The following is a 13264-nucleotide window of genomic DNA, read 5'->3' as shown; positions in this document are numbered from 1 at the left end:
CGCCACCACCTGGTCGAGATCGAATATCGCGCAAGTTCTGCGCATTAGTGCGCAGTTTTATGGGCTTTCAAGCATCTGTCAACACAAGTAGTTGCAACAACCGCCGCACTTCGGTCGTCACGGCGTCCCGCCCGGCCCCCAGGTACTTCCGCGGGTCGACGTGCTCCGGGTGGGCGCGCCAGTCACCCGCGGCGGCCGCGGTGAACACTTTGTTCAGCTGGGTCGCGATGTTGACCTTCGTCATCCCCGCCCGCACGGCTTCGGCGAGCCCCTCGTCGGGCACCCCGGACGAGCCGTGCAGCACCAGCGGTACCGGAACCTGCTCGCGCAGCCGCGCGATCAGGTCGAAGTCCAAAGTGGCGTCCCGGGTCAGCATCGCGTGCGAACTGCCGACGGCCACCGCGAGCGCGTCGATACCGGTGGCCGCGGCGAACTCCGCGGCCTCGCCGGGATCGGTGCGGGCCCCCGGCGCGTGCACGCCGTCCTTCCCGCCGATCTCGCCGAGCTCGGCCTCCACCCAGACGCCGTGGTCGTGGCAGAACGCCGCGACCTCGCGGGTCTCGCGCACGTTGTCCGCGTAGTCCAGTCCGGACGCGTCGAACATGACCGAGCCGAACCCGAGCGCGACGGCTTCGCGCACCAGCTCACGGGACTCGGCGTGGTCGAGGTGCACGGCGACGCGGGCTTCGGCCGCGCGGGCCGCGGCCAGCGCGGCGCCGCCGATCGGTGCCAGCGCGCCGTGGTAGCGCACGGCGTTCTGGCTGAGCTGCACGATCACCGGCGCGCCGGCCAGGGCCGCACCCTCGACGATCGCCGTGATGTGTTCCAGCTGGATCGCGTTGAAGGCACCGCAGCCCCGCCGGGCCGACACGGCCTCCGCGACGATCTCCCCGGTGGTGACCAGCGGCATCAGGACTCCCCTTCCGGCCGGACGCGCACCGCGGCCAGCTCCCGGTGGTAGTGCGCGAGGTCGACGTCGCCGGCGAGCGGCCCGAGCACGGCCGCGCCGGACAGCGCGACGGCCCGGCGCAGGATCTCCGGCCACGGCTCGCGGCGGCAGAGCCCGAGCGCGAGCGCCGCCACCACGGCGTCGCCCGCGCCGGTGCTGTTGCCGGTGAGCACTTTCGACGGCGTCGCGTGCCAGGTGCCCGCGGCCGTGACCGCGAGCAGGCCGTCGGCGCCGAGCGACACGACGACCGCGCCGGCTCCGGCCTTCCGCAGCTCGGCGGCCGCGGCGATGGGGTCGTCAAGTCCGGTGACCTCGCGAAGTTCTTCGAGGTTGGGCTTGACGACGGCCGGCCGCCCGGCCAGCCCGGGCAGCAGCGCGGCGCCGGAAGTGTCCAAAACGGACGTCCGGCCGGCGAGCAGGCGCGCGTAACCGTCCGGTGGCGCGCCCGGCGGCAGGCTGCCCGAGCAGACCAGCACCTCGGGTTCGCGGCGCCGGACCCGCTCGGCCAGCAACGCCCATTCGGCCGCGCTCAGCTCGGGTCCCGGCTCGTTGAGGAGGGTGACCGAACCGTCCACCGCGGACAGCACGGTGGTGGTCCGGCGCGTCTCGCCGTCGATCGGCACCAGGTCGGCGGGCAGCCCGGCCGCGCCGAGGTCGGCCGCGAACTCGGCCCCGGTGGCACCGCCCGCCGTGACGACGGCGCGGACGTCGGCGCCGAGCGCGTGCAGCACGCGGGCGACGTTCACGCCCTTGCCGCCCGCCCGGCGCCGGACGTCGCGCGCCCGGTGCACGGCGTCCGGCACCAGGCTGTCCACGGTGTAGGTGACGTCGAGCGCGGCGTTCGGCGTCACGGTGACGATCATGCGAGGACGACGGATCGCGTGAGACCGCGCGGGTGGTCCGGGTCCAGGCCCTTGCGCCGCGCGATCGCCCCGGCCACGAGCTGGGCGCGGACCAGGTCGGCGAGCGGGTCGAGGCCGCTTTCGACGAAGGTGCCGCCCGCGCGGCGGACGTCGTCGGCGAGACCGTCCGGCGCGCGGCCGAACATCCAGGTCACGCGGCCCGGCTCGCTGATGCTGATCGGGCCGTGGCGGTAGTCCCACGCCGGGTGGGACTCCGTCCACAGCAGGCACGCCTCGCGGAACTTGAGCGCGGCTTCGTTCGCGATCCCGACCGACCAGCCGGTGCCGAGGAAGCTGAACTGCCCGGCGCCGGTGAGCTCGCGAGGCAACGGCTCGGCCAGCACCCGCTCGGCCTGCGCGATGACGTCGGTCAGGTCCTCGCCGAGGTGCGCGCGCAGCATCGCGAGGGCGGTGGTGGCGAACCGGGTCTGCACGACCGAGCGTTCGTCCACCGCGGACAGGTCGACGACGGCGTCGGCGGCACCGGCGATCGCGGCCGGCACGCCGGTGATCGCCGTGATCTTCGTCCGGCCGCGCAGCCGCGCGAGCAGGGTGTGCACCTCGGTGGTGGTGCCCGAGCGGCTCAGGGCGAGCACGTGGTCGTAGGCGCGACCGGCCGGGAACTCGGACGCGGCGAAGGCGTCGGTCTCGCCGAGCCCGGCGGTTTCGCGCAGCACGGCGTAGGCCTGGCCGACGAACCACGAGGTGCCGCAGCCGACGATCGCCACCCGGGACCCCGGCGCGGGCAGCCGCCCGGTGTTCGCGACGGCGAACGCGCCGGCCTCACGCCAGCAGCCGGGCTGGCTGGCGACCTCCGCCGCCATGAAGGTCCCGCTCATGAGCTCCCCATCCGTGCCGGTTGTGCGCAACAGCTGTCACGGTAGGTGCAGTTTTGTGCATCGTCAATCGTCGTATCGAGCATATCTTTGCATCAACTACGCGCGAGCGTGCAGCCGCGAACAGGGCGTGCCGGCCGTCGGCGGGCACGAAAAAGGCCACCCTCGACGAGGGTGGCCTGCGAGAAAGCGGGTCGGCGTGACCCGATCAGGGCGGCGAAGCCCGCTCGAAGCGGCGGGGACTACCGCGGCTTGCGCCGCCAGAGGCCGGTGACCACGGCCAGCGCGCGGGACCGCGGCGTCCGGGCGACGACCGGCTCGGGACCGACCCGCCGGCGCATCCGGTAGGCGAGCTCGAGCACCTCCAGGTCCTCGGGCCGGCGTCTGCCGTGGACGTCCGGCCGGAGCATCAGCTCGCCCACCGTGACGGGCTTGCCACTGGCACGGTGCGCCGTGCGCGCCATCGGGAACCTCCGCTGAATTGGGTCTGCCGGACCTGATGGCTGGTGATTCTATGAATCTGATTCGGGTTCGTCACCTTACTGGCCAGTTGTGTCCGGTATGGTCATCGAACCGGTCAGCCGGCGCGTTAGCCTCGGCGCATGATCACACTCGGGGGCCTCGCCGCGGAAGACCGTCCGGCCTGGGAAAACCTGTTCGCCGGCTACAACACGTTCTACGGCAGGACACTCGCGCCCGAGCTGATGGACCGCGCGTGGCGCGAGTTCGCCAGTGGCGAGCGGATGCACGCACTCGGCGCGCGGCTCGACGACGAGCTCGTCGGCATCGTGCACTTCTTCACGCACGTCAGCACGACCTCCGCCGACGTCTGCTACCTGCAGGACCTGTTCACCGACACCAAGGCCCGCGGGCGCGGCGTCGGCCGGGCGCTGATCGAAGCCGTCGCCGAGTGGGCGCGCGAGCGGGGGTGCGTCCGCGTCTACTGGCACACGCAGACGTCGAACACCACCGCCCGGCGTCTCTACGACCAGGTCGCGCTCGACAAGGGCTTCATGCAGTACCAGATCCCGCTCGACGCCTGACGTCACCGGCGGTGGCGGCCACCGCCGCCGCAGTCGTGGTGGCGCTGCTGCTGGTGGTGACCCCATGACCAGGCCGGAACGTCCGGGATCGTGTGCCACACCGGGGCCGCGTGCTTCGGCAGCTGCTTCGGCTTGGCTTTCTCGACGACCTTGACCGCTTTCGCGAGTTTTCCGCGATGGGCGGCCGCCGTTCCGGAATTCGACTCCTGCACCACGGCAACCGGCACGATTCCGCCTGTTTCAACCACGGGCGCCACGAATTCCGGAGCGGGCTTCGCGGGCGGCACCACGACTTCCCCGGGGAGCGGCACCAGCGGGACGGCCACGGGTTCGAGGCCGGCCGGACCCGTGCTCCGCTGCGCCGGCATCGACACCGCCGCGGCGACTCCACCGGTCAGCGCGAGCGCACCGGCGACGACGGAGAACACCCGCAGCCGGGCGAGCGAACGCCGGGCCCGCGGTTTCTCGTGGTGGTGCGCGGGCGCGTGAGGACGAGCGTCCACCGCGGACCGGACCAGCAGCTCGGCCACGGTGACCGCCTCACTGCGCGGAGCCCTGCGTGCCATCCACACCCTCCACCTGGGCCGACCGGGCGCGGGCACTGCGTCCGGTCGGCCGATCATAGGAATGGTCCGCGTTCCTGTAAAGGCTTGTTCACCCAGCGTTTTCAGCCGAGCCGACCGCCCCCGTCCACGTGCAGCACGGTGCCCGTGATGAACGGATTCGCCAGCACCTGCAGGGTCGCGGCCGCGAGGTCGGCGGTACGGCCGATCCGGCGCGCCGGAGTCGTTTCCGCGGTCCGGCGGAAGAAGTCGTCCTTCCCGGCACCGAGGCGGTCCCACGCGCCGGAGTCGACGATGCCCGGCGAGATCGCGGTGACGCGGATCGGCGCGAGGTCGACCGCGAGCGCCTGCGCGAGGAACGCGACCGCGCCGTTCGTCGTGGCCATGACCGTGCGCCCGGGAGACGGCCGCCACGCCGCCACCCCGGAGAACAACGCGATGGCGCCGCCGTCGCGGAACCGCGGGGCGAGGTGCTTGACCAGCATCAGCGGCCCGATCACCTTGGCGTCGAACGCCCGGGTGACCGCGTCCCGCTCGAGTTCCGCGACCGGCCCGTTCGCCGGCGCCCCGGCGAGCGTGACCAGGTAGTCGAGTTCACCGGTTCCGTCCGCAAGCGCTTTCAGCGACGATTCGTCCCCGAGGTCCGCGAATGCGGTGCGAATACCGGGAACGTCGATCCGCGCCGGATTCCGCCCGGCCGCGATGACCTCGGCGCCGGCCGCGTGCGCGTCCGCCGCGATCCGGCGCGCGATCCCCGATCCTCCGCCCACGACGACCAGCCGCTTTCCTTCGAACGACATTTCCGTGCTCCTTTCGTCTCGCACACCGGAGTCAGCGCGGAACACGGCCGGAACCATCCCTTCGCGATCCGAATGTTTTCGATGGCTGCGATAGAATCAGCGAATGCCTACGCTGCGCGCGCTCGAGTGCCTGGTCGCGGTGCTGGACGCCGGGTCGATCACCGAAGCGGCCGCCCGGCTGCACCTCTCGCAGCCCGCGCTGTCGCACCAGATCGGCGCGCTCGAACGGGAACTGGGCACGCCGGTGCTCGAACGGCTCCCGCGCGGGGTGCGGCCGACCGCCACCGGGCGGGCGGTCCTGGCCGACGCGCGGGCCGCGCTGGCCGCCGCCGAACGCGTGACCCGGATCGGCCGCGCGGTGGCCGGCGGTGGCGAGGGCACGCTGCGGATCGCGTGCGCGGAGACGATGACCGCCGGGCTGCTCGCGCCCGTGCTGCGGCACTGGCACCGGCACCGCCCGGGCGTGCTGATCACGCTGACCGAGACGACGAGCGCGGACGCGCTGGTGGCGGCCCTGGACGCGGGCGAAGCGGACGTAGCGGTCGGGCCGCGGCCGAGCCGTTGGACCGGGCCGGCCGAACTGGTGGGGCGCGAAGAGATCGTCGTCGCGCTGGCCGCCGACCACCCGCTCGCCACCCGGCCGGCGGTACCGATGGCCGACCTGGCCGAGCTGCCGGTGGTGCACTACCACCCGGACAACGGCCTCGGAGCGTGGCTCGACGAGCAAGCCGCACAGCGCGCGACGGTGCTCGGCGCGGTGATGCGGACGAAACAGGCGGCGACGGCGGCGCAGCTCGCGGCGGCCGGCCTGGGCGTGGCGCTGGTCCCGACGACGGCGCTGACCCGTACGTTCGCCGGGGCGCTGCGGCGGCTGAAGCCCGCTCTGCACCGCGACGTCGTCACGTTCACCTCGACGCCGTCGGATTCGCTCGTCCGGCGGTTTTCTTCGGACGTGACGCACCGCGGGATCGCCGTACCCGGTGTCCTGCTGGACAAACTCTCAGCGCCATTCGGGGCTTAGCCCCGGCCGGGGGCTCCGCCCCCCGGACCCCGTAAACCCTCCTCAGGACCCCGTTAAGTCCACGTGAATGTGACAGATTCCCTACGAAGGTTTTGTGCCATCAGGACGAACTTCTCTTCGGAGCCCCGATTTCGCTGTGCCATTCGCCAAAGTTCGCTTCCATCGGATAGCTTGCTCCTACCGGTCAGTACCGGTGGGTGGGGCCGATCGGTGAGGCGATCAGCGAAGATCGAGGGAAGCGGGGACGCACCATGCCGAAGCACCGGCCACGTCGCAAGGCCACGCGCGGGGTCCGCCGCACCGCGGCCGCGCTCGCCGGCGGCGCGCTCGTCGTGCTGCCCACGCTGACCACCGGCCTGCCCGCGCCGGTCGTCATCGCCGGTGCCGGCGAGGCGCTGCCCGACCAGGCCGCCCCGCTGCAGCCCCCGAACATCGTCATGCCGCCCATCGCCGTCGACGGCAGCCTCCCGCAGCCGCCGCTGCCCACGCCGCTCGTCGTGCCCGGCGGGCACGCCGGCTCGGCGGGCATCTCCGGGCCGCTCGGCATCCCGGGAAGCATGCTGAAGGCGTACAAGAACGCCGCCGAGATCCTGGCCAAGGAGCAGCCGAACTGCCACCTCGACTGGGCGCTGATCGCGAGCATCGGCCGGATCGAGTCGAACCACGCGCGCGGCGGGTACGTCAACGCCAACGGTGACACTCTCGAGCCCATCCTCGGCCCGGTGCTCAACGGCGCGGGCGCGTTCGCCGCGATCCCCGACACCGACGGCGGCAAGTACGACGGCGACGCCGTCTGGGACCGCGCGGTCGGCCCGACGCAGTTCATCCCGGCCACGTGGAAGGGCTACGCCTCCGACGGCAACGGCGACGGCGTCTCGAACCCGAACAACATCTACGACGAAGCCCTGGCCACCGGGCGCTACCTGTGCTCCGGCGGCCTCGACCTCTCGACCGACGCGGGTCAGCGCATCGCGGTCCGCCGCTACAACAACTCGCAGTCCTATGTGGACACCGTGATGGCGTGGGCCTCGGCCTACCGCGGCGGCGTCGCCCAGCTGCCCGACAGCCAGGTGCCGATCGGCGCGCCCGACGCCCCGGACGCCGCCGCGGCGGGCGGCCCGGTCGGCGCGCCCGCCCCGCCCGCACCGCCGGTGGCCGCCCAGCCGCCGGGCTCCCTGCCGGGCACGTCGACGCCGCCGACCAGCACGTCGCCGTCGTCGTCCACGCCGGCCACGACGCCGGGCACCCCCAGCACGGACCCGGCGACCACCCCGCCGCCGTCGTCGTCCACCACGCCGCCGCCCGAGACCACGAGCACGACCCCGCCGCCGGTCACGACGTCGACGACCGCGGCCGACTCGGCGAGCACGCCCACCGAAACCACCACGACCAGCCCGACGGGATGAGCCCCGTGGAGCCGTTCCTGGTGCACATCCGCTGCGACACCGACGGCTACACCCATGCCGTCACCGAGGAAGAGTTCGCCGAGGGCCGCCACGACGGGCGGTTCCGCGCGGTGTGCGGCCACGTGGTGCTGGCGGCGCCGATGATCGAGGCACCCGGCCGGTTCGACCCCGTGTGCCGCGACGTTCTGCGCGGAAACGGCGCACCGGAGCCTTCGGTGCCCCGGCAGGAACGCCGCCGGTCGAGGTGGCGCACCCGCCGCTAGCCGACCAGGGCCTGGATGCCGTCGAGCATGCGGTTCAGGCCGAACTCGTAGGCCGTGTCGCCCTGGGCCTTCGCGCTCTGGTCGAAGCCGCCGCCCAGCCAGATGCGGTTCATCGCCGGGTGCGCGTCGACCACGAAGTAGTTCTCCCAGAACGACGACCGCTGGTGCCACCAGGCCTCGGTCGACTGGCCGGTGCTGCGCTCGAGGCGGGTGTTCTCCGCGCCGAGGGCCGCGTTCGCGTCGACGTACGTGCCGATCCCGTTGGCAGCCGCCACGGCCTCGCGCGGCGGCAGGCCCAGCTCGTCCATGATGGACAGCAGGTACTCCTGGCCGGCCAGCTGACCGGGCCCGAGCGGCGGCCGGACCCGCGAAACCTCGCACAGCCACGGGTGGGTGCGGTACGCCTCGCGCGTCCGCTCGGCGTAGAGCGCCACCTGCTCGCGCCAGTCCGCCGGGCGCGGCTCGCCCGGACCGGGCAGCCGCCGCTCGACGAGCACGTCGTCGACCATCAGGTCGACCAGCTCGGCCTTGCCGGGCACGTACGTGTAGAGCGTCATCGTGCCGGCGCCGAGCTCCTTGGCGACGCGGTGCATCGACGCGGCGGTCAGCCCGTCGGCGTCCGCGACCGCGATCGCGGCGGCGACGATCCGCTCGATCGTCAGCGTCGGGCGACGGCCCCGGGTCGGCTCGGCGGCACCGCCGCGAGCGCGCCAGAGCAACGCCAGCGTCCGGTCGACTTCGTCGGCGCCAGTGCGTTCGGCGGTCATGCGCTCCCCTCGCTCCCCCGCCGGAGATCTTACCCGGGCCGGCCGTCCGACCTGGCATTCTGGAGGCATGACCGGACGCAAACCGCCCAAGGTCTCCTTCCGCTGGTGGGTCGACCGGCAGATCGGCGAAGCCCGCGAGCGCGGCGAGTTCGACGACCTGCCCGGCGCCGGCAAGCCGCTGCCGAAGCCCACCGGCAACGACGCCGCGACCGACTGGGTGCTGCGCGAGATCCGCAAGGGCGGCCACGACACGAAGGCGTTGCTGCCGCCGGCGCTCGCCCTCAAGCGCGAAGTGCAGGACCTGCCGGAACGGCTCGCCGCCGAGCGGGCCGAACGGCAGGTGCGGGAGGTCGTCGAGGACCTCAACGAGCGGATCCGCCAGGCCTACCTCAACCACCACACCGGCCCGCCGCTCACGGTGGCGCTGGTGGACGTCGAAGAAGCCATCGAGAACTGGCGACGCTCACGAGCCGCGTCGTAGCAGTGCCCGTTCGGCCGCGGTCCACGCCGTCGTGGTGAGCAGGTAGATCCCGGCGGCCTGCGGGATGACCAGCGTCGCGAGCACCGTGCCGTAGGGCAGGAAGCGCAGGAGCCTGCCGCCCGGGACGTCCGCCTCGGCGCCGCGGCTCTGCAGGCGGACCGAGAAGCACGCGACGACCGCCAGCCCGGCCGCGATCACGAACACCAGCGGGCTGCCGGCCAGGCCGTGCGCGCCCAGCGGCGTCCCGAACAGCGTCGCGCCGAGCAGCGAGTTGGGTTCGCCGCCGACCGTGGGTGTCGTGAAGAGCCGGTACATGACCATGAAGAACGGCAGCTGCAGCAGCATCGGCAGGCAGCCGGCGAACAGCGAGGCCCCGGACTCCCGCTGCAGCTTCGTCATCTCCGCGGCCAGCCACTCGCGGTCCTGGCCGTGCTTGGCCCGCAGGGCCCGGACTTCCGGCATCAGTGCGGCCCGGGCGCGCTCGCCGCGGACCGCCGACCGGGCGAGCGGGTGCAGCAGCAGCCGCACGGCGAGAGTGAACAGGACGATGGCCAGCGCCGGGGACAGCGGGCCGGTGAACGCGTGGATCAGGTGGTACGCGCCTTCGACGGGCACGTCGAGAAAGCCGAACATGGGCAGCACTCCGCATGAGTGGAAGGGATGGGGGTACGCGGAATGGCTGCGTTGAAGTGGTTCCTACGCAGCCGTGCTGCGGGAACCGGGTGCTCGTGGCCTGCTGCTGCCGGGTCGGCCGGGGTCGCGCAGGCGGATCGACTCGGCGCGCCGGGCCCGGCGGCGCAGTGCGGCGACGCGGCTGCGCACCGGCACCGACCACAGGGCGACCTCGCGGCCGTGCGTGCTGCCGACCAGCAGCACGATCAAGAGGCTCGCGGCGGCGAGGGAGGCGAAGGCGACCAGCGCCGTCGGGCTGCTCACGACGGGGAACGCCAGCTCCAGCAACGTGTTCACGGCGGCCGTCCCCCTTCCTCCGCTCCCCAGGGTAGCGAAAACGCTAACAGCCCGACGGGCTGTAATCTGGTTCGATGAGAGGGCAACTCGTCGTCGTGCCGATCCTGGCCATGCTCCTGCTGTTCGGCGTGCCGTGGTGGACGCTCGTTCTCGCGCCGGAGTGGGGCACGGCGGGCACGATCGCCGGCACCGCGGTGCTCGCGCTGGGCCTGGTCACGATGCCGGTCGCCATGTTCCGCGGCCACTCCAAGCGCCAAAGCGACGCCTCCGCGCGCCTGGGCGACTCGCTGCTGGCCGTGATCTGGGTGCTGTTCAGCTGGTGCATCCTCAGCCTCGTGCTGCGGGTGGCACTGCTCGGCGTCGACGACCCGCTGCGGTCGCGGATCGTCGCGGGCGCGACCGTGCTGGTGGCGGCCACACTGCTCGTGCACGGCAACCGCGTCGCCATGCGGGTGCCGCCGGTGAAGGCGACCGACGTCGTCATCCCGCGGCTCGGCCCGGGCCTCGACGGCCTGCGCGTCGCCGTGCTGACCGACACCCACTTCGGGCCGATCGACCGGACCAGGTGGTCGGAGAAGGTCGTCGCGGCGGTCAACGCCCTCGACGCGGACGTCGTCTGCCACGCCGGCGACCTCGCCGACGGCGCGGTGGCGAAGCGCCGCAAGCAGGTCGACCCGCTCGGCGGCGTCCAGGCCGCGCTCGGCCGGTTCTACATCACCGGCAACCACGAGTACTTCGGCGAGGCCCAGGCGTGGCTCGACCACATGGAAGGGCTGGGCTGGGACACGCTGCACAACCGCTCGACGCTCCTGGAGCGCGGCGGCGACCGCATCCTGTTCGCCGGCATCGACGACCCGACGGGCGCGTCGTCCGGCCTGCCCGGCCACGGCCCCGACCTGGCCCTCGCGCTGGACGGCCGCCCCGCCGACGTGCCGGTGGTGCTGCTGGCGCACCAGCCGAAGCAGGTGCGCCAGGCCCGTGAGGCCGACGTCGACCTGCAGATCTCCGGGCACACGCACGGCGGCCAGATCTGGCCGTTCCACCTGCTGGTGCGGCTCGACCAGCCGACGCTGTCGGGCCTGACCCGGCACGGCCCGACCCAGCTGTACAACAGCCGGGGCACCGGCTTCTGGGGACCGCCGTTCCGCGTCTTCGCGCCCAGCGAGATCACGCTCCTCACCTTGCGCTCCGCCTGACCCGCGGCGCCCCAAGGCAATCCTGAGGCACGCGATGGTCTCCGACAACTTTTTTTGTCTTGACAGTTTCGATCGTCGGATGCCACTCTGGTCCGCATGACCACCACCGCGATCCGCCGCCCCCGATCCCTCGCCCCTTCGACCACCCGCGGCCTGCTGACCTGCGGGATCCTCGCCGGGCCCGTCTTCGTCCTCACCGGCGTCGTCCAAGGCCTGACCCGCGCCGGCTTCGACTTCACGCGGCACCCCGCGAGCGTCCTGTCGAACGGCTCGCTCGGCTTCGTCCAGATCACGAACTTCCTGGTCACCGGCCTGCTGACGATCGCGGCGGCGGCCGGGATCCGGCGCGTCCTGCCCGGCCGGTGGGGGCCGAGACTCCTCACCGTCTACGGCGTCGGCCTGCTCTGCGCGGGCGTCTTCCGCGCCGACCCGCAGGACGGCTTCCCGGCCGGGACCCCCGCCGGCCCGCCGGCGTCGATCAGCTGGCACGGCACGCTGCACTTCGTCGCCGGTGGCGTCGGCTTCGCCGCCCTGGTCGCGGCCTGCTTCGCGATCGGGTCGCACCTCACGCCCGCGCGGACGTGGTACTCGCGTATCAGCGGGTCGCTGTTCCTCGCGGGCTTCGCGGGCGTAGCGTCCGGATCGACGAGCCCGGTCGTGACCCTCGGCTTCTGGGCGGCCGTGGTGATCGCCTTCGCCTGGCTCGCCGCCACGTCCGTCCACCTGCTGTCGCGAGGAGAGTCCCGATGAGCACGACGGTTTCCGCCGACGGCACGAAGATCGCCTACACCCGCGCCGGGTCCGGCCCCGCGCTCGTCCTCGTCGACGGCGCGATGTGCTACCGCGGCTCGTCCCCGAACGACGCGCTCGCGAAGGAGCTGGCCGCGCGCTTCACCGTGTACACCTACGACCGCCGTGGCCGGGGCGAGAGCACCGACACCGGGCCGTACGCGGTCGAGCGCGAGGTCGAGGACCTCGCCGCGCTCGTCAAGGAAGCGGGCGGCGAGGCGTTCCTGTTCGGCATCTCGTCGGGCGCCGCGCTGGCGCTCGAAGCGGCGCGCAGCCTCCCGGTGACGAAGCTGGCGCTGTACGAGCCCCCGTTCGTCGTCGACGACACCCGCCGGCCCGTCCCGGCCGACTACCCGGCGCGGCTCGACGCGGTGCTGGCCGCGGGAAAACGCGGCCAGGCGGTGAAGATGTTCATGACCGAAGGCGTCGGCCTGAGCGGCGCGGTGGTGGCGGCGATGCGGATCATGCCGTTCTGGGCCAAGCTCAAGCGCGTGGCCCCCACGCTCCCGTACGACACGGCTTTGGTGGTCGAGCACCAGTCGGGGGAACCCCTGCCGGCCGCGTGGCCCGAGGTGAAGGTCCCGACGCTGGTGGCCGACGGCGGCAAGAGCCCGGCCTGGATGCGCAACGGCGTGTCGTCGCTGGCGAAGGTGCTGCCCTCGGCGGAGTACAAGACGCTGCCGGGCCAGACGCACATCGTGAAGGCCGCGGCACTGGCCCCGGTCCTGGCGGACTTCTACCTGAGCTGATGCGCATCCGGATCCTCGACGCCGACATCACCACCCTCGAGGTCGACGTCGTCGTCAACGCGGCCAACTCCTCGCTGCTCGGCGGCGGCGGGGTCGACGGGGCCATCCACCGCAAGGGTGGCCCCGAGATCCTCGCCGCGTGCCGGAAGCTGCGGGCCGGGCACTACGGGAAGGGCCTCCAGACCGGGCAGGCCGTCGCCACCACCGCCGGGAACCTGCCCGCGAACTGGGTCGTGCACACCGTCGGCCCGGTTTGGTCCGCGACCGAAGACCGCTCCGCGCTCCTCGCCGACTGCCACCGGAACTCCCTGGCCGTCGCCCGGGAGCTGGCCGCGAAGACCGTCGCCTTCCCGGCCATCTCCACCGGGATCTACCGGTGGCCGCTCGCATCGGCCGCCGCGATCGCCGTGGCCGCCGTGCGGGAGACCGGCGGGGTCGAGGAAGTGATCTTCGCACTGCGGGGGCAAGCCGCGATGGACGCGTTTCACAACTCCCTTGCCTGAACGATCACCGACCGGGCAGGGTGCAGA

At 72.9% G+C, this 13264-nt stretch carries 18 protein-coding genes; 9 read left to right on the top strand and 9 right to left on the bottom strand.

Features of this window, described 5'->3' with window-relative positions; translation table 11 throughout:
- Positions 1–67: 67 nt before the first annotated feature.
- From AA23TX_RS04840 to AA23TX_RS04825, 4 genes are all read right to left on the bottom strand, one after another.
- Positions 68–910 carry a class II fructose-bisphosphate aldolase gene (locus tag AA23TX_RS04840; RefSeq protein WP_155541380.1) on the bottom strand — a complete coding sequence of 281 codons (843 nt, stop codon included), beginning with the start codon at positions 908–910 and terminating at the stop codon, positions 68–70.
- Positions 910–1812: a 1-phosphofructokinase family hexose kinase gene (locus AA23TX_RS04835; RefSeq protein WP_155541379.1), complete on the bottom strand. Its 903-nt coding sequence runs from the start codon at positions 1810–1812 to the stop codon at positions 910–912. The genes AA23TX_RS04840 and AA23TX_RS04835 overlap by 1 nt, the downstream gene beginning before the upstream one ends.
- Positions 1809–2690: an SIS domain-containing protein gene (locus tag AA23TX_RS04830; RefSeq protein WP_155541378.1), complete on the bottom strand. Its 882-nt coding sequence runs from the start codon at positions 2688–2690 to the stop codon at positions 1809–1811. Before AA23TX_RS04830 ends, AA23TX_RS04835 begins: the two co-directional genes overlap by 4 nt.
- 239 nt (positions 2691–2929) lie before the next feature.
- Positions 2930–3151 (bottom strand): hypothetical protein, encoded by a 222-nt coding sequence (locus AA23TX_RS04825; RefSeq protein ID WP_155541377.1) that lies wholly within the window; start codon positions 3149–3151, stop codon positions 2930–2932.
- Between the two features lie 138 nt (positions 3152–3289).
- On the opposite strand from AA23TX_RS04825, the gene AA23TX_RS04820 reads away from it, so the two are divergent.
- Positions 3290–3730: a GNAT family N-acetyltransferase gene (locus AA23TX_RS04820; protein WP_155541376.1), complete on the top strand. Its 441-nt coding sequence runs from the start codon at positions 3290–3292 to the stop codon at positions 3728–3730.
- Positions 3731–3732: 2 nt separating this feature from the next.
- Here AA23TX_RS04820 and AA23TX_RS04815 read toward each other — a convergent pair whose 3' ends face one another.
- Both AA23TX_RS04815 and AA23TX_RS04810 read right to left on the bottom strand, forming a co-directional pair.
- A complete protein-coding gene (locus AA23TX_RS04815) occupies positions 3733–4296 on the bottom strand; it encodes a hypothetical protein (RefSeq protein ID WP_155541375.1) in 564 nt (187 codons plus the stop codon).
- Positions 4297–4397: 101 nt separating this feature from the next.
- On the bottom strand, positions 4398–5093 hold the full coding sequence (locus AA23TX_RS04810; RefSeq protein ID WP_155541374.1) for an SDR family oxidoreductase: 696 nt from the start codon (positions 5091–5093) through the stop codon (positions 4398–4400).
- A gap of 103 nt (positions 5094–5196) precedes the next feature.
- On the opposite strand from AA23TX_RS04810, the gene AA23TX_RS04805 reads away from it, so the two are divergent.
- From AA23TX_RS04805 to AA23TX_RS04795, 3 genes are all read left to right on the top strand, one after another.
- A complete protein-coding gene (locus tag AA23TX_RS04805; RefSeq protein WP_155541373.1) occupies positions 5197–6114 on the top strand; it encodes a LysR family transcriptional regulator in 918 nt (305 codons plus the stop codon).
- 251 nt (positions 6115–6365) lie between these two features.
- Entirely contained in the window at positions 6366–7520 is a 1155-nt protein-coding gene (locus tag AA23TX_RS04800) for a lytic transglycosylase domain-containing protein (RefSeq protein WP_155541372.1), read from the top strand.
- Positions 7517–7783 (top strand): hypothetical protein, encoded by a 267-nt coding sequence (locus AA23TX_RS04795; protein ID WP_230862341.1) that lies wholly within the window; start codon positions 7517–7519, stop codon positions 7781–7783. The genes AA23TX_RS04800 and AA23TX_RS04795 overlap by 4 nt, the downstream gene beginning before the upstream one ends.
- On the opposite strand, the gene AA23TX_RS04790 is transcribed toward AA23TX_RS04795, so the two are convergent.
- Positions 7780–8550, bottom strand: a complete 771-nt coding sequence (locus tag AA23TX_RS04790; RefSeq protein ID WP_155541371.1) for a TetR/AcrR family transcriptional regulator — start codon at positions 8548–8550, stop codon at positions 7780–7782. The two genes, AA23TX_RS04795 and AA23TX_RS04790, sit on opposite strands and share 4 nt — an antisense overlap.
- A gap of 67 nt (positions 8551–8617) precedes the next feature.
- Between AA23TX_RS04790 and AA23TX_RS04785 the strand changes: the two genes are divergently transcribed.
- Positions 8618–9031 carry a DnaJ family domain-containing protein gene (locus tag AA23TX_RS04785; RefSeq protein WP_155541370.1) on the top strand — a complete coding sequence of 138 codons (414 nt, stop codon included), beginning with the start codon at positions 8618–8620 and terminating at the stop codon, positions 9029–9031.
- Here AA23TX_RS04785 and AA23TX_RS04780 read toward each other — a convergent pair.
- Entirely contained in the window at positions 9014–9664 is a 651-nt protein-coding gene (locus AA23TX_RS04780; RefSeq protein WP_155541369.1) for a YidC/Oxa1 family membrane protein insertase, read from the bottom strand. The genes AA23TX_RS04785 and AA23TX_RS04780 overlap by 18 nt on opposite strands.
- A gap of 63 nt (positions 9665–9727) precedes the next feature.
- Positions 9728–10000: a hypothetical protein gene (locus tag AA23TX_RS04775; protein ID WP_155541368.1), complete on the bottom strand. Its 273-nt coding sequence runs from the start codon at positions 9998–10000 to the stop codon at positions 9728–9730.
- A gap of 74 nt (positions 10001–10074) precedes the next feature.
- Between AA23TX_RS04775 and AA23TX_RS04770 the strand changes: the two genes are divergently transcribed.
- From AA23TX_RS04770 to AA23TX_RS04755, 4 genes are all read left to right on the top strand, one after another.
- On the top strand, positions 10075–11196 hold the full coding sequence (locus AA23TX_RS04770) for a metallophosphoesterase (protein WP_230862340.1): 1122 nt from the start codon (positions 10075–10077) through the stop codon (positions 11194–11196).
- A 96-nt stretch (positions 11197–11292) separates the two neighbouring features.
- Entirely contained in the window at positions 11293–11946 is a 654-nt protein-coding gene (locus AA23TX_RS04765; protein ID WP_155541367.1) for a DUF998 domain-containing protein, read from the top strand.
- Complete coding sequence (locus tag AA23TX_RS04760; protein WP_155541366.1) at positions 11943–12734, top strand: alpha/beta fold hydrolase; 792 nt, start codon at positions 11943–11945, stop codon at positions 12732–12734. Before AA23TX_RS04765 ends, AA23TX_RS04760 begins: the two co-directional genes overlap by 4 nt.
- Positions 12734–13237, top strand: coding sequence for an O-acetyl-ADP-ribose deacetylase (locus AA23TX_RS04755; protein WP_155541365.1), 504 nt, complete (start codon positions 12734–12736; stop codon positions 13235–13237). The genes AA23TX_RS04760 and AA23TX_RS04755 overlap by 1 nt, the downstream gene beginning before the upstream one ends.
- Positions 13238–13264 lie beyond the last annotated feature (27 nt).

The organism is Amycolatopsis camponoti (assembly GCF_902497555.1).
In the GTDB taxonomy this organism is placed as follows: Bacteria; Actinomycetota; Actinomycetes; order Mycobacteriales; family Pseudonocardiaceae; genus Amycolatopsis; species Amycolatopsis camponoti.
This window is presented reverse-complemented; position numbering and strand designations above follow the sequence as displayed.

What these genes read in the sequence shown, in the direction of transcription:
- AA23TX_RS04835 (WP_155541379.1), bottom strand. Translation starts at nt 1,812, where the DNA reads ATGATCGTCACCGTGACGCCGAACGCCGCGCTCGACGTCACCTACACC.
- AA23TX_RS04800 (WP_155541372.1), top strand. Translation starts at nt 6,366, where the DNA reads ATGCCGAAGCACCGGCCACGTCGCAAGGCCACGCGCGGGGTCCGCCGC.
- AA23TX_RS04780 (WP_155541369.1), bottom strand. Translation starts at nt 9,664, where the DNA reads ATGTTCGGCTTTCTCGACGTGCCCGTCGAAGGCGCGTACCACCTGATC.
- AA23TX_RS04820 (WP_155541376.1), top strand. Translation starts at nt 3,290, where the DNA reads ATGATCACACTCGGGGGCCTCGCCGCGGAAGACCGTCCGGCCTGGGAA.
- AA23TX_RS04815 (WP_155541375.1), bottom strand. Translation starts at nt 4,296, where the DNA reads ATGGCACGCAGGGCTCCGCGCAGTGAGGCGGTCACCGTGGCCGAGCTG.
- AA23TX_RS04770 (WP_230862340.1), top strand. Translation starts at nt 10,075, where the DNA reads ATGAGAGGGCAACTCGTCGTCGTGCCGATCCTGGCCATGCTCCTGCTG.
- AA23TX_RS04840 (WP_155541380.1), bottom strand. Translation starts at nt 910, where the DNA reads ATGCCGCTGGTCACCACCGGGGAGATCGTCGCGGAGGCCGTGTCGGCC.
- AA23TX_RS04790 (WP_155541371.1), bottom strand. Translation starts at nt 8,550, where the DNA reads ATGACCGCCGAACGCACTGGCGCCGACGAAGTCGACCGGACGCTGGCG.
- AA23TX_RS04765 (WP_155541367.1), top strand. Translation starts at nt 11,293, where the DNA reads ATGACCACCACCGCGATCCGCCGCCCCCGATCCCTCGCCCCTTCGACC.
- AA23TX_RS04830 (WP_155541378.1), bottom strand. Translation starts at nt 2,690, where the DNA reads ATGAGCGGGACCTTCATGGCGGCGGAGGTCGCCAGCCAGCCCGGCTGC.
- AA23TX_RS04755 (WP_155541365.1), top strand. Translation starts at nt 12,734, where the DNA reads ATGCGCATCCGGATCCTCGACGCCGACATCACCACCCTCGAGGTCGAC.
- AA23TX_RS04795 (WP_230862341.1), top strand. Translation starts at nt 7,517, where the DNA reads ATGAGCCCCGTGGAGCCGTTCCTGGTGCACATCCGCTGCGACACCGAC.
- AA23TX_RS04825 (WP_155541377.1), bottom strand. Translation starts at nt 3,151, where the DNA reads ATGGCGCGCACGGCGCACCGTGCCAGTGGCAAGCCCGTCACGGTGGGC.
- AA23TX_RS04805 (WP_155541373.1), top strand. Translation starts at nt 5,197, where the DNA reads ATGCCTACGCTGCGCGCGCTCGAGTGCCTGGTCGCGGTGCTGGACGCC.
- AA23TX_RS04760 (WP_155541366.1), top strand. Translation starts at nt 11,943, where the DNA reads ATGAGCACGACGGTTTCCGCCGACGGCACGAAGATCGCCTACACCCGC.
- AA23TX_RS04810 (WP_155541374.1), bottom strand. Translation starts at nt 5,093, where the DNA reads ATGTCGTTCGAAGGAAAGCGGCTGGTCGTCGTGGGCGGAGGATCGGGG.
- AA23TX_RS04785 (WP_155541370.1), top strand. Translation starts at nt 8,618, where the DNA reads ATGACCGGACGCAAACCGCCCAAGGTCTCCTTCCGCTGGTGGGTCGAC.